This window comes from Microcoleus sp. A6-C6, from assembly GCF_036705955.1.
GTDB lineage: Bacteria > Cyanobacteriota > Cyanobacteriia > Cyanobacteriales > Microcoleaceae > Microcoleus.
Genome location: NZ_JAUBVR010000002.1, coordinates 120,110 through 144,769, shown reverse-complemented (window position 1 = coordinate 144,769; position 24,660 = coordinate 120,110). Strand labels below are relative to the sequence as shown.

Genomic DNA, 24,660 nt, shown 5'->3' with positions numbered 1-24,660 from the left:
TCCTTTAGTCTGGCAGGGTGAACCCCGATGGGTAAGCACACCGTTTTCCAAATTCTACATTCTGCGTAGGTAGATTGCAATTTTTTAGCCCCAGACTGAAGTATGGGACGCTTTACCTACTCAATTAAATTCATCGGCAAAGACACTGTAAATGCAGTATTACCGAGCACCGACTCCACATCAATTTTACCCTGATGTTTTCCAATTATTTTTTTGACAATATCCAATCCTAATCCGCTGCCTTCTCCCGCTGGTTTCGTAGTAAAAAATGGTTCAAAAATTTTCGGCAAAATCTCCGGTGAAATTCCATTTCCGGTGTCGGTAATTTTTACAACAACGTTGGTATCTTGCTGAAAGGCGTCAATTGTTAAAGTTCCTTGATTGTCCATCGCTTGTAAGGCATTATGAATTAAATTTGTCCAAACTTGATTGAGTTCGTCGGGATAACACAGTACCGCAGGCAATGGATCTTGATAGTTTCTGACGATTTCCACACCCTGCTTTAGCTGGTTCTGATAAAGAGTTAATACAGTTTCAATTCCCTCAGTAATATTCACCTCTATTTTTTCGCCATTTACATCGTAACGCGCATAACTCTTCAGGGCAAAGACGACTTTTGCAGCGCGTTCTGTAGCGGTAGCGATGGTTCGGGCACTTCTCTGAATGCTAGCAAAATCGTAGGCGGTTTTGATAATATTTTCGCTATCAGGGTCTTTGAGCAACGGCAAAAATTCTTGCAGGTTTCCCTGCAATCCGATATTTACTAAAATGCTAGCAAGGCTGTCAGCATTATCAATCCCTGCCGAATCTAGTTCCTGCTTCACGCCTCTTTTAAATTCCCGTTTTTCTCGCGTAGATAAAGAGTGATTTTGTTGGCGGGAACTGTACATTAAACTCAAGAAATCCTTCTGGCGTTCGGCTGACAATTCTTTAAAAAAAACTGGCAAACTTTCGATATTGTTATCCAAAAAGCTGGTAATATTGCCAATAGACGATCGAATCGCCCCCAGTGGCGTATTGATTTCGTGAGCAATGCCTGCAATCAGTTGCCCTAATGCAGCCATTTTTTCTGATTGAACTAATTGCTCCTGAGTTGCTTGCAATTGCTCTAAAGTGACTGTCAGTTCATCGTTTTTATGTCTAAGTTTTTTTTGCAATTGGCACATGGCTAAATGCGTTTCTACCCTCACTAGAACCTCTTCCACCTGAAAGGGTTTGGTAATATAATCTACTCCGCCGACAGCAAAGGCTTTGACTTTATCTAGTACGTCATTTATCGCGCTAATAAAAATCACCGGAATGTCGCGAGTGCGTTCATCAGCTTTGATTTTTTCGCAAACTTCATACCCATTCATTTCGGGCATCATAATATCCAGCAAAATTAAATCGGGCGGCATACCTTTTGCTGCCGAAAGCGCTAACTCGCCGCTAGGTACGGGGCGGACTTTGTAGCCCTTGCCATTCAAAATTCCGGCTAGCAGTCGCAAATTAGCTGGGGTGTCGTCAACTACTAAAATATTACCGCGATCTGTGCTAGGAATGTCGTTATTCATGTGATGTTGCTTGAGAGATTAACTTTAAAACTTTGTCGTACTCGAAATTTTCTATACAATTGGCGATCGCAGCAGCCGTTACTGTATCCTTTAATCTAATTTGGTCGATCGCACTTTCAATCAAATCCATATCTGCATTTAGGATTGCCAGCTTTAACTCCCCTAGCAGCGACTCAGGCAATTTCACGAAGTCAGTCGCAGTCATTTCGCGATCGCGCTCTTTGATTACCGATAAGTTAGCTTGACCCGGATCTTCATAAATATAGCGCACTCCGATATGTTTGTGCATAGCATCGAAAATATCCGCTTCCCGGAAAGGTTTCCGCATAAAAGCATCGCAACCAGCCGACAAAATAACTGCTCTTTCTTCCTCCAAAACGCTCGCAGTCAGCGCAATAATCGCGGTAGCTTGACCTTTAATCGTGCCTTTAATGTGTTTTGTTGCTTCGTAGCCGTCCATCACGGGCATTCTCATGTCCATCCAAATTAAATGCGGTGCCCAACTGTCCCAAATGTCAATAGCTTCTTGACCGTTAGTAGCTTCTTTCAGTTCAAAGCCCAGAGGATTGAGAAGTTTTATTAACAGTTGGCGGTTGAGCGGTTTATCGTCTACTATCAAAATTCGATAGGGGTGTTGATTTGGTTCTAAGCCAATCACATTGCGAATCAGTTTTGGGACTTCAATATCAGCCACATCGACTGCAACAACTTGAATGTCAAATTTAAAATTAGTCCCCTTACCGACAGCAGAACTGACGCTCACTTCGCCCCCCATTAATTCCACAAACTTGCGGCTAATTGGCAATCCCAAACCTGTACCTTCTTGCGAATCTTTGCCTGTCTGGGTTTGCACGAAAGCTTCAAAAAGATTGTCTAATTCATTGGCAGAAATACCAGGCCCAGTATCTTCGACTTCAAAATGGAGGAAGAAGGAATAGGCAGAAGCTGAATGGTCATTGTGGGCTGCATAACTCGCATTTTCTGAATGACTTAAATGGGATGTTTTAACACCATTAATTGCTATTTTTTCTGTATTTTTATAGTCTTTTGATGTATTTTTTTTTGCTGATTCTTCTTGCTGAATTAGACCGTCTAACTGCTTGCTGACTCTGACAATGACACCGCCATTTTTTGTAAATTTAAGAGCATTATTGAGGAGATTAATCAATATTTGTCGTAACTTCAACTCGTCAGTTTCTATGTATTGTGGCACGTCTGGACTGTGGTCAAAAACTAACTGCAAGTGCTTGTCATCTGCCTTAAGTTGAAACATATCGTCTAAGTCATTGAGCAGGCGATAGAGGTCGATTTTTTTGGGATTGAGAGTGGTACGCCCCGATTCAATTTTAGATAAATCGAGCACGTTATTAATCAGGGTGAGCAGGTGTTCTCCGCTGCTGTTAATTATGCTAATATTTTCTTGATGTTCTGGGGATAGAGTTTGGCTGCGAGTCATCAGTTGGGAAAAGCCGAGAATTGCATTCAGGGGCGATCGCAATTCGTGACTCATATTGGCTAGAAACGTACTTTTAGCTTGATTTGCTACTTCGGCTTTGTCCTTAGCTACAGCCAATTCGGCAGTCCGCTCTCGCACTCGCTGTTCTAAAGTTTCAAAAGATTGTTGCAGTTGTTGAGCCATGCTGTTAAATGACTTGGCTAATTCCCCCAATTCGTCGGAGCGTTGACTTTCTACTGTGGTGTCCCATTCACCTTTAGCGATATTTTTTGCTGCTGTATTTAAGCGCAAAATAGGATTTGTTACCCAGCGAGAAGTTTGAATGCCAATAGAGACAGCTACTACTAAAGCTGCGAAACACAGCCAAATCGTCGTGCGGGTATTGCCATCGATTTCTTGGGTAAAATCTGCTTCGGGAACAACTACTACAATTAGCCAGTCTAAACCTTTGCCATCTTGGAACGGCAGGACTTTTAAAAATTGTCGTTTGCCATCTATTTCAAAGTTTAATAACTCCGCTTTTTCAAGTTTGTTGAATTCCCTAAAATGTGCAGTCAAGTATTTACCTGTTGCTTGAGTAAAAGGGTTGCTGCTTTCTTCGACTTTAAATAATTGTTTTTCATTGCCACGAGTGCGAAACGGTTTTTCGGGGGTGGAAGTTGCTAATAAAGTGCCTTGGCGATCGATAATAAATGTTTGACCGGATTTGCCAACTTTGAGACTGTTGAGAAATCTTCCAATATAGTCGAGACGTAAGGCAGCAATTAATACTCCTTCTAGCTGATTTTTGTCGCTGTATACAGGTTGGATAGCGCTGATAATTAATGTCGGTTCTAGGAAGGAAACATAAGCCGAACTCCAAGTGGGTTTGCCTGCTTTTACGGCAGCTTTGTAGGAAGGATGTTGCCGATTGTCAACAGCCTTGACAACTGTTGCTACGGTAGTGCGATCGCCTCGCTCGTTCGTATGGTAAGAATAAAAATTGAATCCGGTAGATTTCTCTATCACATTCATGGTTCGGGAACCGTTAGACAGTTGTTCTCCTGATCTATAATCTCCTTTCTTGTTGCCAACAGCCGTAAAATTTATATAAGGATATAATTGTACTTGTCGCCAAAGATATTTCTCCCAATCTGATAAATTTTCCATTTTTAACAAGCCCAGTTTGACAGTATCGAGCTTGCTTTGATTGATTTGATGGGGAGTGTTCAGGTAAAGTTGCAGGTTTTGCTCGACACGCAAACTTACTTCGCTCATTAACTGACTGGCAAGGTTATTAACTGCTTTTTGTCCGTTTCTAAAAGACAAATATCCTACCAGTCCCACTGCTCCCACGATTTGCAGTACAAATGGAACTATGAGAACTGTTCGCAGCGGTAATTTATCTAAAATTTTAGAGACCATAAGATTTACAGGTTTAGTGAACTTAGTTTAAAGCCGTCTTTGCAGAGCTTGTCTTAACAGCAGCAGCATTTATAGCCGGCTAGCTAGAGGGCATTGATGCGGGTCAACTTAGCGACTGTAGATGCTTAACGCCGATCGACTGTGAGCCTAATTTTGCTATGTTAAAGTCTATTATTTTACCCATTGTCGTATTATTTGGAAAATTTACGTAAAATTGACCGTCTGTGGCTGTGAGAACTGCCTGATGCAGGCTGGAAGCGCGATTTGCACCCCATCAGCCCAGTGGTTTGGAGACAGGCGATCGAATTTGCTCGATCCACTAGCCATTTTCCGCAAGACGTGTTATAGTCGGACTATACTCGCAAAAGTCGAGGGCACGTAGCTCAGTGGATAGAGCATCAGGTTCCGGTCCTGAGGGTCGGGGGTTCGAGTCCCTCCGTGCTCATTTAAGTGAATAAAAAGATCGATCGCGAACGATCGATCTTTTTTTATGACCAATGGTTAAGAAGTGATGGCTGTTTGGGCGAACTCACACCACAGCGGTGCGCGCCGCGCCACCTACAAGCATACTGTTCACTATTAAATATCGTCATCGTTTTGACCTTGTACACCCTGAAGAATCCGCGATAACTCACTCTTCTCATTAACCGTAATCCGAGTCGGAGAACCGCTGATAATCCGTTCGTAACCGCGGAACGAATCTTTAATTTGCGGGCCATTTTCAGTAATTGTGTATTCCCGAATCCCTTTGTCGTGCCACGAACCGCGCATCTTAAACACATTAAGTGCCCGCGACATTTCCCCGCGAATTTCTACATACTGCAACATGATAATCGTGTCAGTAATCGTAGAAATATGGGAGTCCGTAATCGAATTAGAACCCATAAACTGGTCGCTGGTATTCGTGAAAAAGCCAGTAATTTCTTCCTGCTTTGCAAAACCAGTCACCCCAATCACAAATTGCCGGAAAGCATTATTGCTGACACCTCTAGCTAAAGCCGAAAGTGAGTCTATGGCAATTCGAGAAGGTTTGAATTCAGCAATTTCTGATTTAATCATCTGCAAATGGTCTTCCAAACCCGCAGATTCTGGGTAAGTGCATAGCAGTTTCAGCAGTCCTTTTTGTTCCATTTCCTCAAAATCAATGCCCCAAGAATAAGCATTGCGGAACAACTGAGCTCGCGACTCTTCATAGGCAAACAGCAGCGCCCGATTTCCGTTCATACAAGCATTCTGCAAAAACTTACTTACCAACAGCGTTTTGCCGGTTCCCGTCGCACCCGTAGCCAAAATAATCGAGTCTTTAAAAAACCCGCCGCCGCACATCTCGTCGAGAATTTTATCGCCGGAAGAAACCCGCACGTTAGAAGACTTTTGAGTTAATCGCATCGCCCCCAGTGGAAAAATATTAATACCGTCATTAGTCATAGTAAAAGGATATTCGCCTTTCATGTGAGTTGTACCGCGCAACTTCAAAATTTCGATGGTGCGGCGGCGGCGTTCTCCTTCCAATACGTTGCGAACAATTACCACATTATCCGATACAAATTCTTCCACTCCAAACCGCGCCACCGGGCCGTATTCTTCCACCCTTTCGGTAGTCATAACTGTAGTTGCGCCTACTTGTTTGAGGCGCGCCACTAAGCGAAAAATTTCTCGGCGCACTACAGAGGCAGCTTCGTACTGCTGAAATACGGCTGTCACTGAATCTATAGAAACGCGCTTGGCTTTGTACTTGCGAATGGCGTACTGAATTCGCTCGATTAAGGCAGATAAATCAAAATTTCCGACGATATCTTGACCTTCGGGATCGGGTGAAGCGTCCAAAATAAATAGCTTACCTTCGTCTATTAACCGTGCCAAATCCCAACCGAAACTGCAAGCATTTTTAATAATATCTGTGGGAGATTCTTCAAAAGTTACGAGCACTCCAGGTTCGTCAAAATGGGTGATTCCGTTATAGATGAATTGTACGGCAAATAAAGTTTTTCCCGTTCCTGATGTGCCGCTGACTAGAGTGGTTCTGCCAATGGGCATTCCGCCGTGACTGATGTCATCGAAACCCTCAATCATCGTGCGAATTTTTTCAACTCCTGCCGTTACAAATCCTTCTGGTTGCAGTGTTTGACTAATTTCATTCATTTCGATTTTTGTCAATTTTCAGTATTATTTCGTTGTTACTCATTAACCGCAGCTCATGAGTCTTTGTACTCAATTTTTAGTTTGGGCTGTTGCTCGATAACTAATGACTGCGGACTGCGGACTAATGACTGTCACCTGATTGTCTTATGAATTCAGGTCTTCTTCGCGGAGTTCTTCATAGAGCAAATCTAATCCTATCAGAACTTTCTCGCGATCGGACAAATCGCCAATAATTTTTCGCACCGGCGGTGGCAGGATTTTCGCTAGAGTCGGGGTTGCCAAAATTTTGTCCTCTTCTGCTAGCTGAGGATTTTTGAGAACGTCGATGACTTTCAGCGCGTAGACTCCTTGAAATTCTTGTTCTAGGATGTCTTTTAGGGTTTTCAAAGCTCGTACTGAGTTGGGAGTATTCCCGGCAACGTACAGCTTGAGAATGTAGGTTTTCTTCAGAGGACTCATGAACTTTTTATAATGTTGAGTATTAGTTGTCAGATATTAGTTGTAGTTGTTATTTGTCTTAAATCCGCTGTTCTTTGTTATTTTATAATAATTTCAGCATCACGATCGCGCTGCCGGCTCTCTTCTCCTTTCTTATTTGTTAAATTCTTCCTTCTTCCTTCTTCCTTCTTCCTTCTTCCTTCTTCCTTCTTCCAGAAAGAATTGGTTTAAAGCCGGAACCATTGTAGGGAGAAATTAAAATCAGACTATTCATTACTCCAATCCTGGGACTTCCAGGTAGAGGTCGCCCTCATCCCTTCGACTGCGCTCTTCGAGCAAGCTGTCAACTTTCAACTTTCAACTTTCAACTTTCAACTGAACTTGAGATGGCTCTTTCGGAATGGATCGCCTATACATCTCGCACAGGTGAGCGATCGCGTCAATGAGAGTCAATCGGTAATCCAGCAATATTTCCTCGCTGCGCCCTTCTAATTTTAGCTGTTTAGCAAATTCGTCCATCAATCCCATGTGAATTTCTACAACTTGAGTCACGGGAACGTCAGCAAAAAAAGCTAAATTCACAAATTCATCGATTTGATTGTTGACCGCAGTATCTTCAGAAAAATAATTCAAAACGATTTCGCGATAAATTGATTTGAGTTGCTCCAAAAACTTTTGCTTTTCTGGCCCAGACAGATTTCGCAAAAAAACCTGGGAATTTCTTTTATAATACACGCCTAAGTATCCTAATCGCTCCCGTAATTTTTCCGCAAGCCGCCGCTGCTGTCGGCTGAGCAAACTTTGAGCAGTCAATTGGGCCGTGGCATCGATGCTTGCGGATTGGTCATTGACAGGAACCGGAGTTGAAAGTTTGAGAAATTGGGCGATCGCCCGATCGATACTTGCAGCTATTTCAGTCGATCGATCGATCGCCAGTTGCACCTCAGCCGGGTGATAAAAAAAAGCACAACTTTCGTCTTGACTCTTCTGGGATCTACTGGCTGCGGCCTCAAAACCATCCGAAGGTGGTGCTTCTAGCCTTCCATCTTCCCCGGGGTGGGGCGAAAAAATCACAGCAGGCAAAAAGAGCGATCGTGCTTGCAGCTTGCTCAGGAACTCGCGCAGATCTCCATCTACCTCAACAACCAAACAATCGACATGGTAATTGTGCTTCAGGAATCCCAAAAACTCCACCGGCGATTTAATGTGCGTTAAAGTATAACGTTCGCGCGTCAAAAGCTCGATCGCACAGCCTGCGATTTTCTCAGAATGGACAAAAATACCGATCGACAGTTGGGGAAGCAAAGCTGTAGGTGAAACACCGGCATTTGCTGAAAGTGCTGGATCGCTCAGAGTTGATATCTCCTTTACAAAACACTTAATATTTTAACAATTATTGCAACATTGATTTAACCAATCTTAACAGCAAAATTGGTAGCAACCTTTGATCGGAGGGATCATCAAAGTTTAATCTCTCCGTGCCTCAATGATCCCTCAGCCTGATTTCTGCAATTAAGCTTAAGGCTTAAAATAAGTGATAGTCGCCTCAAATCAGTTGCAGGCATAGAATTCGCAGGCTTAAGTGCCGATCCCGTGCGAGATAGCGAACTGGTATAAAACAAATAAGATACAAAAATCGGCAGCTACATTGGGTATCAAAAATATTACTGCTATTGATAGTAGACTCTCAGGTTTGTTATGCCAACCATCAGTCCCAGCCTCAAGAACTTTATCGAGCCAGTGCCACTGTGCCGACTCACGGCGGCACTAGGATCGCTGCGGTCAATTTTCAGCGAGGGCAATTGCGATCGAGTCGCAGTAGTCAACGAACAGCTACAGCCGCTAGGATTAGTTTACCTGCACAGCCTTTGGGCTGATGGACTCGATCGCACAAACGACTGGGAGCAACCTTTGTCAGAAAGCTTGATCGCGATCGAGCCGATCAGAATAGTATCTGCCACTCTGAGCATCAGTGAATTCTGGCAGTACCTGCAAACAGAGGAACTTAACACCCCAGCAAGTAGCCAAACCGTCGGCGGTTTCTCGAAAATCCCGATCGGCTTGACAGATGCCAGCGGTCAATTTTTAGGACTGTTAGACAGCCTAAGCCTGCTGCAATTCGCCGCAAACAGCAGCCTGACAGCGCAGCCAACAGCAGTCAAAGAAATCGAATTAATACCCGTTTCCGCAGCCATCGCCACCGCCCGTGCTCAAGTGCGCTTTCTAGAAGCAGGATTGAAACCCTCGGAAAACCTCAACTCCCTAGTCCAACTGCTCGAAAAACTGCCCCTACCCCTGAGATTGCAAACCCCCACCGGACAGATAGTCAGTCAAAACGCAGCGTGGCGGATTTTGCTGGGAGCAGGCCCAGAACCAGTTCCAGAACCAGCAGCAAATTTGGGCAAACACTCGCCCCACAAACCAAGCCATTTAACAACCGAATACACGAGCGCCCAGGTAGAAGCGATCGCCCAAGAGTGCAAGAGCTTAGTAGGAGTAGGTCGATCGGGCGATGGACTGCGGGATAGCTTCGCCGCGCGTGATTCAACAGCCGCCACCAGTTGCTCGCTACCCCTGTACGCCGCCGCCTGCCCATCAACGTTAACCGCTCCAGCTTGGTGCCCCACCGCCGGCAAACCAGACACATATATTTGTGATTGTCCTGTACAAAAAGGTCAAGAACGGATCTGGCAATTTGTCAAGCAACCGCTGTCGGACAACCTAATTTTAGTCATGGGACAAGATGTCACCGAAGAACAGTTAGTTGCCAAAGAACTAGCCGCCAAAAACGCAGATTTAATCCACCTCAACCGACTCAAAGACGAATTTTTATCCTGCATCAGCCACGAACTCAAAACCCCGCTCACCGCCGTTCTCGGTTTGTCAAGCCTACTCAAAGATAAATTGATCGGAGAACTAAACGATCGCCAAACACGCTACGCCAAACTAATCCATAAAAGCGGGCGGCATTTGATGACAATAGTTAACGACATTTTAGATTTGACCCGAATGGAAACCGGGCAGCTAGAACTAATTCTCGAACCTGTCGAAATAGCAGCCACCTGCAAAAGAGCCTTTGAACAAGCAAAACAACTGCAACAAGAAGAAAAATCCACTCCCCAGCCGAGCAAAACCGACGGCGCAGCTTCCGAAGAACCCTGCACAGAAATCGAATTTACACTCGAAATAGAACCCGGACTGAACTATTTGATTGCCGACGAACTGCGACTGCGGCAAATGCTCGTCAATCTGCTTGCCAACGCCCTAAAATTCACCGAAGCTGGTGGCAAAATCGGATTAAAAGTAAATGTTTGGGAAGGCTGGCTCGCATTCACCGTTTGGGACACAGGCATCGGCATTCCTGCCGACAAACAACACCTGATCTTTCAGAAATTCCAACAACTTGAAAGCCCGCTTACCAGGCGCTTTCAAGGAACCGGACTGGGATTGGTACTGACTCAACGGCTCGCCCGTCTCCACGGCGGAGACGTTTCGTTTATTTCCTCAGAAAACCAAGGCTCTGAATTTACCTTGTTGCTGCCGCCAAATCCTCCGGGAAATAGCGGGGAAGAATCCCCAGCAGGTACAGCCACCGAGGGAGAATTTTTACAACCAAAATATCAAACTCCGATCGCCAATTCTCGCTCTCGTTTAGTATTAATAGTCGAAGCAGTTCCCAAATATATCGAAGATTTAACCAACGTCCTCTCCGGTTTGGGCTACCAAGTAATAGTCGCCCGTTCCGGCACCGAAGCGCTGGAAAAAGCGCGCAGGTTCAGTCCCGAAGCGATTTTTCTCAACCCGTTGCTGCCGCTGCTGTCCGGCTGGGACGTGCTGACGCTGCTCAAGAGCGATCCAGATACCCGATCGATTCCGGCGATCGTCACAGCCACCAGAGGGGAAAAAGAACGGGCTTCTGTTAACCGCGCCGAAGGCTTTTTGAGCTTGCCAGTGGAAGAATTCGCTTTGCGGCGCTTACTAGACTCGATCGGCCACCCCGATGCCAGTACCCAGAAGGTGAGGAGTTCTTTAACTGTGTTGTGGATCAGCCCGCAAAACAGTTCCTCTCAAGGTTCTGCTTTACTGCTAAACCCCACTTACTGCCGCGTTTTGGAAGCAGACGACCTCGGCCAAGCAGAACTCGTAGCGCGAATTTGGCGGCCTGATGCGATCGTCTTGGACAGTACAAGTCAACTGCAAAACCCCTTAGCTTTTATCGAACAGTTAAGTCGGTCTCGAACTTTGGGTTCTCTCCCCTTGGTGACTTTAGACCCCGCAACTACGCAACTGGCAAATCAAGTCAAAGGATTGTCGGTATTTCCCTGTTTGGCAGCCAGTAGTCCCGATGGCACGGGGTTGGTAGCTTCTGCGTTGTGGCAAGTGATTCAAGTAGCTGCGGGCATGAGTTGGAAGCCCAGCATTTTATTTGCTGACATTTCGACTTTACCGGACTTGCACCGCGTGGCTGGGGGGAACCCGACGGCCGAATTGGAAAATGGCGATCGATCGACAAAAGCCGAGATTCCCATACCCCATTCCAAGTTTTCTACTCCCAACTTTCAAGCTTTGATTCAGTACATCCAAACCGCAGGATTTCGAGGGGCGATCGCTCCCTGCTGGACAGAAGTTTTGCAGCAGTTGCAATATCAAAGCGTTGACTTAGTGTTGCTGTGCTTGCGAGACGCCCCCTCAGAATCCCCCGCTATGTTGCAGGCGCTATCGAACCTGCGGCAAATGGCAGTAAAACTGCCAATTTTAGTCTGGGACGATCGGTCTACTGTAAATTTGGAATCTGAGGCGATCGACTTTTTGTTGCAAGAAGTATCTGCCAAAATTTTACCTTCTTCCTTGTCAGCAGCACAATTGTTGGACAAAATTCAACAGACTTTATTAACTCACTCAAGTTCCTAAAATAGAAGAATTTATCCGGTTCGTAGTGAAGACTTTAGTCCGCTAAAAAGTAGTGAATCAAAACTATTATTCTTGAGTGTGCAACAGAATTTTGGGACTATTAAAATCAAAAGTAGGAAGCGTTGCGAGTCAAGAAGCAATATCAAAAATCAAAAAAATGAGTTATTATAGGCGATCGAGAAACCATTATACTTTTTTCTGGGGCTGTACAGTGCCTAATCGCATTCCTTTAATATCTCTGGTGTTCGCACTCGGTTTGTGGACAATGCCCAAGCCTGTTGTGGCACAGGCACTTCTGCCTTACACCCTGCAAATCGACTCGGCCGGGCTCGAACAGACAGCCTTGAGCCTTGCAGAACGAGCCGTCCAGCTAGCCAGACTCCAGCAGTACCAACTCGCCGTCCCCAGTGCCGAACTTGCGACGCAGTTAGCCCCCAAGAATGCTCAAACTTGGACTTTGTTAGGCAGCTTGTACCTTCAAATCGAGCAGTTTGACAAAGGCATTGAAGCTTTGGGGCAAGCTCAATCTCTGGCGCCAGAAAATGCCTCAATTAAATTTGTCTTGGGAGAAGCTTACTTTCGGCAAGCAAATTATGAGAAAGCAGCCGAATATTTGCAAGCAGGGTTGAAAATAAAGCCAGAGACTCCGGGCGCATTATTTGATTTGGGCAATGCTTTTTACAAGCTGAAGCGGTTCGATCAGGCGATCGCCCAATATGAAAAAGCCTTTGCTTTAGAAAAAAAACTCTGGCCCGCTATCAACAATATCGGATTAGTCAAATACGAAATGGGAGATGTCGATGGCGCCATTCGTCGCTGGCAAGAAGCGATCGCGATCGACGACAAAGCAGCAGAACCAATGCTAGCTCTAGCAGTAGCACTCTACACCAAAGGCGACAAAGAAAAAGGTTTAGCCCTGGGAGAGGCCGCCCTGAAATTGGACAGACGCTATACCACAGTAACTTTTCTCAAAGAAAACCTCTGGGGCGATCGCCTAATCGCAGCCACCCAAAGCTTCCTGGCCACTCCCCAAATTAAAGCAGCACTTACTGCAATTCAAGACGCCCCACCATTGCCCGATACATCGCCCTAATTCTAGTTAGGTTCGTCGTGAGGACTGAAGTCCTCAGAGCATTTTTTAGCTGAGCAAGATGTAATATGTTTCAACAGCATCAATCACACACTTCCGAATATCGCACCAATATTTCTACTCGTTACTAGGCTGTGCTTGGTAACGCAGATCGGTCTGCTCTGCCTCCTTTTTTCCAGCCGAGGCAGAGCCTCGCTGATATGGATTCCAAGGCAGAGCCTTGGAACCAGTTAAACCAGTTAATCCCCAATCTAAAATCTAAAATCTAAAATCTAAAATCTAAAATAGTATCACCTATGACATCCACCGCCACGATCGCCCCCCTAAGCTGGACAGAACTAGAAACACTCACAGACTTTCAAGTAGATACCGTCAACGGGCCAACGAACTCTCAAGCCCGCTTGCGCCTCTTCGGACAGCCCGAATCCGACGTGAGAGTCACACTGTACCGCGACAATCATGCCTGGTGTCCCTATTGCCAAAAAATCTGGCTGTGGTTGGAAGAAAAACAAATCCCCTATCGCATTGACAAAGTTACCATGTTCTGCTATGGGGAAAAAGAGAACTGGTACAAGCGCAAAGTGCGATCGGGAATGTTACCCGCGATCGAGCTAGACGGCCACATTATTACCGAAAGCGATGATATCCTAATCGCCCTAGAACAAGCCTTCGGTCCCTTGGGTTTGGGCATGGAAAACCCCCAAGTCCTTCCCCTGCGACAGCTAGAGCGAATGCTGTTTAGTGCTTGGTGCACTTGGCTGTGCCGCGTCAGTTCAGGCGGAGCAGACCAGCGCAACCGCAACCAATTTACCAGCGTTGTCGCCCAAGTGGAAGCAGCACTCTCGCGCACGCCCGGCCCTTATTTCCTGGATGAATTTGGCACAGTCGATGTAATTTTTACGCCCTACGTCGAACGGATGAATGCCAGTCTTTACTACTACAAAGGATACTCCCTGCGGGAAGAAAACCCGCGATTTGCTGACTGGTTTGCAGCGATGGAAAGTCGCCCCACCTATCGCGGCACTCAGAGCGACTTCCACACCCACGTCCATGATTTACCGCCTCAGATGGGCGGCTGCTGGGAAAACGGCGAACCCCAGATGCTACTCAACAAAGCCCGCGTGGATAATGGCCCTTGGGCCGGACTACCAGATGTGATGTATCCAGAACCGGAAACTTCCCGCGCTGAAGCACTCCACCGCGTCATCAAGCATCGCCAAAACATCATTCGAGTCAACCCTGCTGACGACAATTTGTTCGACGAAGCGCTGCGTTGTGCTTTAACTTTGATGATGACTAGCGAAGTTTGTACGCCGCCGGCTGGTTCTGATACGGCTTTGCGGTATTTGCGCGATCGGGTAAATGTACCCAGAGATATGTCAATTTACGCGGCCAAGCGGCTGAGGGAAAGCTTAGAGGAAACTGCGGCCATCGTGGGTGACGGCCAAGGCGAACCTATTCCCGTGAAGCACCGGCGGGATCAAGATCCGGCTAACTTTGTTTGACACTCCCCAACTATCGAGGTATGAGGATTCTTAATGCAGCGACTGACCTTTAAATGTTCCGTCCTTACCACAGTAAGCTGTTGAGCATTTAAATTGCATATTCGGGACGGGCTTCCACAGGTACGCCTTGGTGATGCTTCGCCTGGAGAATCGGTGTCGGTACTTTGAGCTGCGGTAATTGCGATCGATAATCCGACTCAAAAATCAACTTAATCATAGCTTGGGCAATATCATCGACCGACTGGCGCAAAATCGTAACCTGCACCGGATTGAGTATCGGGTAAAATTTGCAAAAGAACTACATTGCTGTTACGATCGCCACTCGACAAAAATCTAATGTCCCCAGTCGCGCCGCTAACCTTAAAATCCGCACCAGCCAAGGTTTTAGCCAACATCACCCGCCCTGCTTGACCGCTAGAAGGAGCAATTTTCCCGATCGACCTTCCCATCCGCAACACCTGCACCGCATCGTAACTCATCGCCGTCCGCCAGTTAACATCAATTCCCCACAAATCTCTAGCTAATTCTACAAAATTTTGACTTTTACTATCAGCAAAATGCCAAGGGACAGAAATTATCGCCCCGTTCAAAGCTGCTCCACCTTGTTTCAATAAATCCGTATTGTAGAGAGCATCGCCGCCAATAATTGGCAAACCTTTTTGATTATTTCGAGCAATTTTTAGAGCAGAATTTACAGTATCTGAATCTGGCAGCAATACTAACACATCTGCTGCCATCCCATCCAGATGCGCCGTAGAATTTGGCTCGGACAAATCTACTTCCTTAACAACTTGACCGCCTTCCAAAATCAAAGTAGTAGAAAAAGCTGTTTGTAACGACTTGCTATAAGAACTTTTGGAATTGTAAAAAACCGCAGCCGTGCTTTTTTTCATATTATTTAACATATAGCGAGCTAAAGCCGTACCTGTAAATTGGTCGCTGGGAATCGTCCGAAAGAAATAGTTCACGCCGTCAGGACGCTTCGGAACCGTTGCTAATTCAATGCTCGTGCTCGTAGGTGCGATCACCACCATTTGATTTTGACTGTAAATTGGAGCAACTGCGATCGAGGTTTTGCTGGTTCCGTGACCGACAACCGCTAAAATACTGCTATCTGCAATCAGACTGTTCGCAATAGCTTGCGCCCGATTTTGATCGTTACCATCATCAGCAATTACCACCTTTAAAGGCACTCCCGCCTTAATTGCTTCGTCTTGAGCTTGAGCTATCCCACGCAAGATTTCCGCCGCCGCGCTGAGATTGTCGCTAATCGGAACTACTGCGGCAATTTTCAGAGCTTCCGCAGTGCCGAGTCGAGCGTTATTGAGATAAATCAAAGTTTCCGGGTCAGTGCGATCGACTTTTAAAGCCGCTTCTAGCTTGTTTACCGCCGTTTTGAAGTCTTTGGTGGCGATCGCGCGAACTGCTGCTAGCTTGTCAGGAGTATTGGTGCTAGCGAACAAAATGCGATCGCCCGCACTGATGTAACTGCTGACATCTACAGGCGAGGAAGTCTGGGCATTTTTCGATGCAACTACCGGCAAATTAGGCACTTGAGGAACGCTAGGATTCAGTCTGCTATGAGCCAAATATACAGCATCTTTGAGGATACTTGTTAACTCATTTTTGAAGACAAAAACACCTCCGCCTAAAGCAATTAAAACTATCAAAAGTATATCAAAAATCCAGCTTTTTTTGCTATATTTTTGATAATTAGCCTGCTGGTGACTGCTCGCCAAAGTAGCCGCTGTCGGCTCATCCAAAGCAGCTAACATTTGCTGAGCAGTAGCGAACCGAGTTCGCGGGTGAAACCTAATCGCCTTATCCAGAACCGCCGCAAATCTCATATTCACCTTTGATGCGTGATTCTGCCACAGCATCTCCCTAGTTTGGGGGTCAACTTCTAAATCCTGCGGCCACTTTCCAGTCAGCAAATAAATTGCAGTCAATCCCAAACTGTACAAATCGCTAGAATATTCTGGCCTGCCTGCGGCTTGTTCCGGAGACATAAATTGCGGCGTTCCAATGGAGATAGTTACATCATTTTTCCCAGTTGTTACCGATTGATTAATTGTTTCCTTAACTACGCCAAAATCTATCAGCACAGGTCGATTATCAGAATTGCGTAAAAGAATATTTTGCGGTTTCACATCTCGGTGAATAATCTGTTTTCCATGTATGTAATCCAAAACAGCCAGCAGACTTGTGAGAATTTCCTTGACTTGTTCCTCGCTCATTTTACCAGTAACTTTTACTCGGTTGTTGAGCGTTTCCCCGTCTATCCATTCTAGGGCTAAGAAAAATAAACCGTTTTCCTCAAAGTGACCGTAAAGTTTGGGAATTTGAGAATGTCCTTCACCCAACTTTTCCAAAACAGCAGCCTCTTGAGAAAAACGCTCTCGAACGCTTTGGTCAATGTCAGGATTATCAATCTGGGGTTTAAGCTGCTTAATCACGCAACATCGGTGCGAAGGCATTTGCGTGTCTTCGGCCAACAATGTTAACCCAAAACCTCCTTCTCCCAGCTTATCAATTACCCGGTAGCGATTGTTTAAAAGTGTCTCAAATTCTGGGTTTGGTTCCGGGGGCTGCAAAATCTCGCCGTTGATTTGCACCGGGCTTTCTACTGCTAAAATTCCATATTTGCCGCTCCCATTTGGTTCAGTATGAATTAGTGTCGATGTATCGCCGTTGTCTTTTAACTTTCTCCTGAGTTCACAAATGCGATCGACTATTATTTGCTCTTCGTCACCTGTTGGGGGACGTTTATACAGCACATTAAAAATAGCTGCCGGTTCGACATATTTGCCGTAGTGTTTGCTCAACAGCAGCAGCACGATATATTCTTCTTTGTTTAAGTCTATGCACTCTGAACCCAGCTTGACGGCGCGGGTTTTAGTATCGATGCTCAAGTTGTCCATATCTAAAAGATTTGTTTATAAAATAAAATCAATAAACTTGTGGAAAAGCGCAGAGCAACGCAGATGCAACGCAGATAATTTCCTGATGGGAAAGCGACTTTTTCAATCTTGTTTATAGTTCATTCTCTCTTGAGATTTGTTAAAGCGTGCAAGTCAACTGGCCCAAATCGCAAGTTTAAGCTTTGTTGGGACTTAAAAATTTTCAAGTTTTGTTAATAACTCACAGAGGTAAGCTCAGTATAAACCCTGTTTGACCAAGTATGGCAGCTTCTAGTTGAATATCGCCGCCGTGGGCCCGTGCAATTTCCCTTGCTAGGCTTAATCCCAATCCCGATCCTTCTATTTTTTGGATCTGAGTGGAGTCGCCGCGATGGAAACGCTCAAAAATGCGATCGCGCTCGCCAAAAGAAATATCTTGAGAACTATTGACAATTTTCACAATTACTGTTTTTTCCTGACACTCGGCTTGTAATCGGAGCCAACCCTTGGGTAAATTATATTTAATCGCATTCCCAACTAGATTTTGCAAAACCTGCACCAGCAAATCGCGATCGCCCTGTATCAATAACTTGGGAGCAATTTCCATTTCCACATCTAAATGTGGTGCTAGCAGTTCCATATCTTCAGCAATTTCCGATAGCAAAGCCGACAAATTCACCTCAACCAAATGTAAACCCATACGTCCGGCATCGGCTAGAGAAAGTAAAAGAAGTTTGCGGGTAATTTCACTCAATCGGCGCACTTCATCCAATAAATTACTCAGGGTTTGCTGCACCTGGGAACCAGATTCTACTTGATGCAAAGCCAGTTCTAATTGTCCTTGCAAAATTGCCAGCGGAGTCTTTAATTCGTGAGCCGCATCTCCACTAAAACGAGAAGCTTGTTTAAAACTTCGCTCCAGACGTTCTAACATTTTATTGAACACAAAAATTAATTCAATAAACTCTATATCTGTTGAACCAAGGGGCACGCGATCGTCTAGCCCCTGTACAGTGACATTACGAATTGCTGTAGTAAGTCGCCCAATTGGATACAGAATACTCCGCGATATCACCCATGCTCCACCGGCTACGAGTAAAAGCACTATGGGAATTGATATGAGAAAGACATTAGAAATCGATGCCATTTCTAGAGCGATTCCTTTTAAACTAACGGCGATTGCTATTTGAGTCTGAGGAGAATGAACCGCGCCGACGCGCCAAATCTTCCTGTTAGTACGCATTGTTGCTAGTTGAGTCTGAAAAACTCGAGGAAAATCAGGCCGATCGAATTCAGGGGGTCGATCGCGTGGGGGTCTTCTTTCTCTCGGTGGAAATGATTCTGGTCGATCGCGTGGGGGTCTTCTTTCTCTCGGTGGAAATGATTCTGGTCGATCGCGTGGTGGTGGATCTAGTAAATTCGGTGGAGGGGGAGGTTCTAACTCAAAAGGCATTCTCACAGGATCGGGAGGCGGTTGGGGTAGCGCTCGCCATAGTGAATTGGCATCAATTTCATCTTGCCATTGGGTCGATTTGTAGAGTAAATTACCATCTCGATCATTCACCAACAAAGCCACATTTGCTTTCCCATTCATCCCCAAAACTAATGGCAAAGAAGCAGCATAATTATCCCATTGAGTCGATTGCGGGCGGGTAGCTTGGATTAACTGATTTTTGATTTCAGCATCAAGACGTTTGACCTTAGCCTCGTAAATCAACCACCACGAAACAATACTAAAGCCAATCAGAGCAACACTTCCCAGAACAGCACAGAATAGAGTAATCCGAAAGCGAAAAGATTGTAGTTTCATGATGTTGAATCTGGTTTGCGAAACCGATAGCCAACGCCGCGCACACTCTCAACCCATCCCACACCACCAATCGGTTCAATTTTCTTGCGAATGCGTTGAATACAGACATCTACTACATTCGTATTCGGATTAAAATCATAGCCCCAGATATGTTCGAGGATTTGAGTGCGGGTGAGCACCCTACCGGGCGATCGCATTAGATATTCCAACAGATTAAACTCGCGGGTTGTCAGTTCGACTTTATGTCGATCGCAGGTAACTTCTCGGAGAATGCGATCGAGCTTAACCGGGCCAACACTCAGAATATTTTGCCCATCGCCGGAAGCACGTCGCACTACAGCATGAATGCGAGCAACTAACTCCTCTACAAAAAATGGTTTAGCTAAATAGTCATCAGCACCGAGATGTAAGCCTTCAATGCGATCGTCTAATTCATTGCGAGCCGTCAATAAAATCACAGGTACATTGCGCCCCGCTTTTCGCAGAAGTTTGAGGATAGATAATCCGTCTTTTCCCGGCAAAACAATATCAAGTACGATCGCATCATATTGATTATCCATCGCCCGCTCATAGCCGTCGTTGCCGTTATCGCAATAATCCACCACAAAGCCTTGTTCTTTCAAGCCGATACAAACAAAATTAGCGATTTTTTCTTCATCTTCAACGTAGAGAATATTCATAAATTCACCGATGCGTTGTGATTATACAGTGATTGTTTATTTAATTAAATTACAAAATTGTAATCAAGCAGCAGAGTTCCCGGTCATGTTTGGGTAGTTTGATGCTGCTATCAACTTTTTTGCGGCAATCACTACCATGAAAAATCCTGCATTACTCGCATTACCTGCTACAGCCTTGCTGCTGGGATTTAGCAGCTTCACTTTGGGCGATCGAACTACAGTCAGTTTTAACATCCCGCTAGCCCAAAGCCAACCCGCGCCCGATCGACAGCGCAGACATCCGCCCCGTATAGATTTTGCCGCTGCGGCCAAACAATTAGGCATCACCGAAGCCGAGTTAATCGAAGCTTTGGGGCTACCAGCCAAACCGCCAGAATCGCCGAGTGACAATAATCGCCCGCCCAGCCCACCGCCCCCTCCTCGTTTAGATATTCCCGGTGCAGCGAAAAAGTTGGGAGTCACCGAAGCAGAGTTAATCAAAATTTTGGGTATTCCACCGCGTCCATCGGGCGATCGCAATATACCTGAGAATTCAGAAAAACGCTAATTTTTCAACATTACAAAACTGTAATCCTAGCACGTGGATAAATGTCATGTTGAACCAGCTTAATGATTGTAGTGACCAACTTAAAGGCAAGCGAGAATTCATTTCCTTAGCCTGACAACTGCTTCAAACATATAAAAATTATCGAGTTAATTACACCATGCCACCACTATTCCCTAATCCAAATTCAATCACTGCACCTGGCAATCCTCCTCCTCAAAACCAAGGCGCAATGGGCAATCCTCCTTCTCAAAACCAAGGTGCAATGGGCAATCCTCCTCCTCCAAACCAAGGTGGAATGGGCAATCCTCCTGGTCAGAACCAAGGCGCAATGGGCAATCCTCCACCTCCAAACCAAGGTGGAATGGGCAATCCTCCACCTCCAAACCAAGGTGCACAACTTACCAATTCTGCTTTACCTCCACAAAACCCAACTCCACCCGCTCCACCAGCTAATAGTATCAGCACCACAGCAGGAAACGACAACATTACAGGAGATAGTTTAGATAACTTCGTCCTCGGTAGTAGCGGCAACGATGCGATTAATGGAGGAACAGGCACGGATACTGTTAGCTATCTCGGCCTAGGTAACGCCATCACTCTCAAGGCTCAAGGAATTATCAGCAAAGGCACAGACGGTACAGATACCCTGCAAAATATCGAACAAATTATTGCTCCTTTGGGACAGCTTAATACGATTGATGCTTCCACTGGTACCGGCGCGGCTTCTATTAACGTGAATTTATCAACGAATAGTGTGGCGGTTAACAATATACCTGGTATTGGCACTCTGAATTTTACCGCAGAGAATTTCGCGAATGTCACGGGCACGCCCAATGTAGATGTGATTACTGGCAATAACCTGGACAATTCTTTAGTAGGAGGAGCTGGTAACGATACACTTTCGGGTGGGCGTGGCAATGATACGCTGATTGGAGTCAATCCATTGAGTGCGACACCAGGGAGTAATGAAACGGATTTACTGATTGGTGGTAGGGGTAGAGATGTTTTTGTGCTAGGTGATTCCGCAACTAGCTACTACAAAGGCACAGGATTTGCACAGATTCAGGATTTCCAACAGGGAATCGATCGCATTCAGTTACACGGACAGCTTTCGGATTACAGTATTGTTGGTAATTCGATAAATTTGACTGGTACTTCTGACCAAATTGCTGTAATTCAAGGGGGCTTTACCCCAGATAGTTTCTTGTTTGTTTAAGAAATAGAAGACCGGGCGGTTGAAACCGCTTCTACACAAACAAAACCCGCCTCCGCGGGTTGAATATCAAGAAGACCGGGCGGTTTCAACCGCCGTCTTCGTCTTGTCTGCAATCCAATCGAGTAAAATAGGATTGACCAATTCCGGCGCTTCATCCTGGGGACAATGGCCTACTCCCTCCAGCGTAATAAACTTTTCTACAGCCGGAAATTTTGCCAATTCTTGCCCCAGGGCGATCGGCTCCCAAGGGTCATTTGCGCCCCACACAATCAAAGCAGGACACTTCAAACGCGGCAGCAAATCCTCCGGTAACGGGCCTTGAGAATAGCTGATAAATGCCACAAATACATCCACTGCGCCACTGTCTCGCGCTGGTTTTAACAAGATTTCTACAAGTTCGTCGCTGACAGCTTCCGGCTGGTGATAGGCTTGCAAAAGCACTTTTTTTACTGTTTTTGGCGTTGCTAATTGTTTGAAAAATAATTGACTTATCCACTTGACATTTAAAACTTTTTGTGCTGTAGGAGTTCCAAAACTGCGATACCAAGGCAATTCGGCGCGTTTGCGATCGTGCAACAAGCGCAGGGAACAATTGAGTAAAATTACACCAGAAGCAATGTCGGGAAAATCCACAGCCGCTTGCATAATTGCTACACAGCCGATCGAATTTCCCACCAAAAAAGCCGGCCCGCCCGCAACTTCCCGACAAAAATCAGCAATTAACTCTCCCCAAGTTTCAAAAGTATAGTCAATCTCAAGCTTAGGCGCAGGCTTAGCAGAACCGCCAAAACCGATAAGATCGATCGCGTAACAGCGACAACTAGCAGCCAAAACAGGCAAATTCTTGCGCCAGTGGCCCCAAGACGCGCCGAAACCGTGGACAAACACCACCGCAGGGCCCTCGGTTCCCGCAGCCTGGTAACAAATCGGAAAACCTTTCCACATCCAGGTTTGAGGTGCTGCAAGTGTTGACATAGCGGGAGTAGAAGATGTCATAAAAGTGAAAATTTAAGAGTAAGAAGGACTGAAGTCCTTACTACAAACCGTATCGCAATTCGAGGCAACCGCTAGGACATAAATCCCAAACCCTCTTCCCTCTTCCCTCGGCGTCCTCTGCGCCCTCTGCGGTTAAATCCTCTTCCCTCTTCCTTCTTCCCTCTTCCTTCTTTTTGCACTACGAGCCGATACTATGCCACCATTAAAGATGCTGAATTTTTTGCCTTATTGAAATTTCCCCTATGCCACCGATCATTTCCACTGCTGTCGTACCGTTTCTGGGATCAGAAATTGTACCAGACTACGACACAGCCAAAGTAGTAATCTTGCCAATTCCCTACGAAGCAACCACCACCTACCGCCGGGGGTGCGAAAACGGGCCCGCCAAACTGCTAGAAGCTTCACACCAACTTGAGTGCTACGACGAAGAACTAGATTCCGAAGTTTGCTACGATGTTGGCATTTATACCGCAATGCCGATCGCCGATACCCGCAACCAGCAACCAGTATCATCCCTAGAAATGCTGGAAGTCACGCAACAAACCGTACACCAGCTAATTACCGAAAATAAATTTGTAATTTCCCTCGGAGGCGAGCACAGCATCACCGCCGGCATTGTCGAAGGCTACCGCCAAGGCTACCCGGATGAACCGTTTACAGTCGTGCAAATCGACGCCCACGGCGACTTGCGCCACGAATACGAAGGCTCGATCCACAACCACGCCTGTGTGATGCGGCGGGTTGTTGATATGGGCTTACCGACACTGCAAATCGGGATTCGCGCTATTTGCAAGGAAGAAGCCGACTTGATTAAAGCAAAACAGCTAAACGTGATTCGAGCTAGGGAAATTGCTAATGAACCGGATTGGGCCGATCGCGCCATTGCCAGCATAACAACCAAACGAGTATTTTTGACGATCGACCTAGACGGCATCGATCCGACATTAATTCCAGGGGTTGGCACACCAGAACCAGGCGGGTTAAATTGGTATTCTCTCACGGGATTTTTGCGCCGCGTCTTCGAGTCCCACGAAGTAATCGGCTGTGACATTATGGAATTAGCACCTCTTGTAGATTCTGTCGTCTCAGAATTTACCGCAGCCAAATTAACATACAAAATGATTGGATATCAAGCTCTAGCGAAAGGTTGGCTAAAGCAAGACGAGGAATAAATCGCTTACTTGCAAAAATAGGCTGTTGGCAAGGCTAGAATTAAAGCAAAGCCCAAAAACAGCCTATTTTATTCGCCCTGAGACTTTCATCTTTCATGCTGGCAAATACTGCTCCTCACCTCCTGAAAAAATGAATTTACTAATCGAAACAACTGGTACTCCCATTAACAGCTACGCTCCCGATTTTGAACTACCGGGAGTTGACGACGAAGTTCACCATTTATCTCGATATTTAGAAAAATATCGGGCGATAGCGGTGATATTTATGTGTAATCAGTCTCATTCTGTGCAGTTGTATCTCGATCGCCTGAAACAACTTCAAGCAGATTTTCAAGATCGAAATGTTACGTTAATCGGGATTAATGCTAATGATGCCAATCAGCATCCCGATGAGAGTTTTGAGAATATGAAAACTTTTGCAGCCAACAATCAACTCAACTTCCCGTACATTCGAGATGTTGCTCAAGATGTGGCTGAAAGTTTTGGGGCTTCTAAAACGCCGGAGGTTTTTTTGTTAGACCAAGATGGCAGATTGCGCTATAAAGGTTTAATTGACGATAACGCGGACGATGCAGCAGGGGTGCAGATTTCTTATCTGCGAAGTGCGATCGACCAATTGCTCAAAGACGAACCAGTAGAACCTTCTACTACAGAGGCGATCGGTTGTTCTGTCAAATGGCGAGAATAGATAAGACGGCGGTTGAAACCGCGTCTACACAAACAATGTCCACCTCCGTGGACTGAAGAAAATAACGTATTTTAACTGTCTACTCTTCAACCCGCGCACCATCCGGGTTTTGTCTGTATAGGCGCGGTTTCAACCGCCCGCTATTCTATTTC

At 45.7% G+C, this 24,660-nt stretch carries 17 protein-coding genes and 1 tRNA gene; 8 read left to right on the top strand and 10 right to left on the bottom strand.

Translation table 11 applies throughout. From position 1 onward, the window contains the following. Positions 1-116: 116 nt before the first annotated feature. Together QUB52_RS02035 and QUB52_RS02030 are read right to left on the bottom strand one after the other, a co-directional pair. On the bottom strand, positions 117-1,553 hold the full coding sequence (locus QUB52_RS02035) for a hybrid sensor histidine kinase/response regulator (RefSeq protein WP_265233651.1): 1,437 nt from the start codon (positions 1,551-1,553) through the stop codon (positions 117-119). Beyond that, complete coding sequence (locus QUB52_RS02030; RefSeq protein WP_265233652.1) at positions 1,546-4,413, bottom strand: ATP-binding protein; 2,868 nt, start codon at positions 4,411-4,413, stop codon at positions 1,546-1,548. Before QUB52_RS02030 ends, QUB52_RS02035 begins: the two co-directional genes overlap by 8 nt. Positions 4,414-4,785: 372 nt before the next feature. Here QUB52_RS02030 and QUB52_RS02025 point away from each other — a divergent pair. Continuing rightward, a tRNA-Arg gene (locus tag QUB52_RS02025) sits at positions 4,786-4,858 on the top strand. Between the two features lie 134 nt (positions 4,859-4,992). Here QUB52_RS02025 and kaiC read toward each other — a convergent pair. From kaiC to QUB52_RS02010, 3 genes are all read right to left on the bottom strand, one after another. Further along, positions 4,993-6,555 (bottom strand): circadian clock protein KaiC, encoded by a 1,563-nt coding sequence (gene kaiC, locus QUB52_RS02020; RefSeq protein WP_332969244.1) that lies wholly within the window; start codon positions 6,553-6,555, stop codon positions 4,993-4,995. Positions 6,556-6,699: 144 nt separating this feature from the next. After that, positions 6,700-7,014: a circadian clock protein KaiB gene (kaiB, locus tag QUB52_RS02015; protein ID WP_265233654.1), complete on the bottom strand. Its 315-nt coding sequence runs from the start codon at positions 7,012-7,014 to the stop codon at positions 6,700-6,702. Positions 7,015-7,350: 336 nt separating this feature from the next. Further along, positions 7,351-8,298: a circadian clock protein KaiA gene (locus QUB52_RS02010; RefSeq protein WP_265233655.1), complete on the bottom strand. Its 948-nt coding sequence runs from the start codon at positions 8,296-8,298 to the stop codon at positions 7,351-7,353. 393 nt (positions 8,299-8,691) lie between these two features. Here QUB52_RS02010 and QUB52_RS02005 point away from each other — a divergent pair, with 393 nt between their 5' ends. From QUB52_RS02005 to QUB52_RS01995, 3 genes are all read left to right on the top strand, one after another. Continuing rightward, on the top strand, positions 8,692-11,904 hold the full coding sequence (locus QUB52_RS02005) for an ATP-binding response regulator (RefSeq protein ID WP_332972267.1): 3,213 nt from the start codon (positions 8,692-8,694) through the stop codon (positions 11,902-11,904). A 211-nt stretch (positions 11,905-12,115) separates the two neighbouring features. Continuing rightward, on the top strand, positions 12,116-12,997 hold the full coding sequence (locus QUB52_RS02000) for a tetratricopeptide repeat protein (RefSeq protein ID WP_442923157.1): 882 nt from the start codon (positions 12,116-12,118) through the stop codon (positions 12,995-12,997). A gap of 293 nt (positions 12,998-13,290) precedes the next feature. Beyond that, positions 13,291-14,499: a glutathione S-transferase family protein gene (locus tag QUB52_RS01995; protein ID WP_332969248.1), complete on the top strand. Its 1,209-nt coding sequence runs from the start codon at positions 13,291-13,293 to the stop codon at positions 14,497-14,499. Positions 14,500-14,587: 88 nt separating this feature from the next. Here the strand turns inward: QUB52_RS01995 and QUB52_RS01990 are convergent, their stop codons facing one another. From QUB52_RS01990 to QUB52_RS01975, 4 genes are all read right to left on the bottom strand, one after another. Continuing rightward, a complete protein-coding gene (locus QUB52_RS01990) occupies positions 14,588-14,716 on the bottom strand; it encodes a hypothetical protein (RefSeq protein WP_332976098.1) in 129 nt (42 codons plus the stop codon). Between the two features lie 13 nt (positions 14,717-14,729). Beyond that, entirely contained in the window at positions 14,730-17,420 is a 2,691-nt protein-coding gene (locus tag QUB52_RS01985; protein WP_332972264.1) for a protein kinase domain-containing protein, read from the bottom strand. Between the two features lie 220 nt (positions 17,421-17,640). Next, a complete protein-coding gene (locus QUB52_RS01980; RefSeq protein ID WP_332972263.1) occupies positions 17,641-19,209 on the bottom strand; it encodes an ATP-binding protein in 1,569 nt (522 codons plus the stop codon). Further along, positions 19,206-19,889: a response regulator transcription factor gene (locus tag QUB52_RS01975; RefSeq protein ID WP_332972262.1), complete on the bottom strand. Its 684-nt coding sequence runs from the start codon at positions 19,887-19,889 to the stop codon at positions 19,206-19,208. Before QUB52_RS01975 ends, QUB52_RS01980 begins: the two co-directional genes overlap by 4 nt. A gap of 136 nt (positions 19,890-20,025) precedes the next feature. Between QUB52_RS01975 and QUB52_RS01970 the strand changes: the two genes are divergently transcribed. After that, positions 20,026-20,436, top strand: a complete 411-nt coding sequence (locus QUB52_RS01970; protein WP_332969254.1) for a hypothetical protein — start codon at positions 20,026-20,028, stop codon at positions 20,434-20,436. Between the two features lie 157 nt (positions 20,437-20,593). Next, on the top strand, positions 20,594-21,652 hold the full coding sequence (locus tag QUB52_RS01965; protein ID WP_332972261.1) for a hypothetical protein: 1,059 nt from the start codon (positions 20,594-20,596) through the stop codon (positions 21,650-21,652). Positions 21,653-21,718: 66 nt separating this feature from the next. On the opposite strand, the gene QUB52_RS01960 is transcribed toward QUB52_RS01965, so the two are convergent. Further along, positions 21,719-22,648 carry an alpha/beta fold hydrolase gene (locus QUB52_RS01960; RefSeq protein ID WP_332972260.1) on the bottom strand — a complete coding sequence of 310 codons (930 nt, stop codon included), beginning with the start codon at positions 22,646-22,648 and terminating at the stop codon, positions 21,719-21,721. 242 nt (positions 22,649-22,890) lie between these two features. Between QUB52_RS01960 and speB the strand changes: the two genes are divergently transcribed. Together speB and QUB52_RS01950 are read left to right on the top strand one after the other, a co-directional pair. Beyond that, a complete protein-coding gene (gene speB / locus QUB52_RS01955) occupies positions 22,891-23,820 on the top strand; it encodes an agmatinase (RefSeq protein ID WP_265233667.1) in 930 nt (309 codons plus the stop codon). 130 nt (positions 23,821-23,950) lie between these two features. Beyond that, the gene (locus QUB52_RS01950) at positions 23,951-24,508 is read left to right on the top strand and encodes a thioredoxin family protein (RefSeq protein WP_265233668.1); all 558 of its coding nucleotides are present in this window, start codon (positions 23,951-23,953) and stop codon (positions 24,506-24,508) included. The last annotated feature ends 152 nt before the right edge of the window (positions 24,509-24,660 follow it).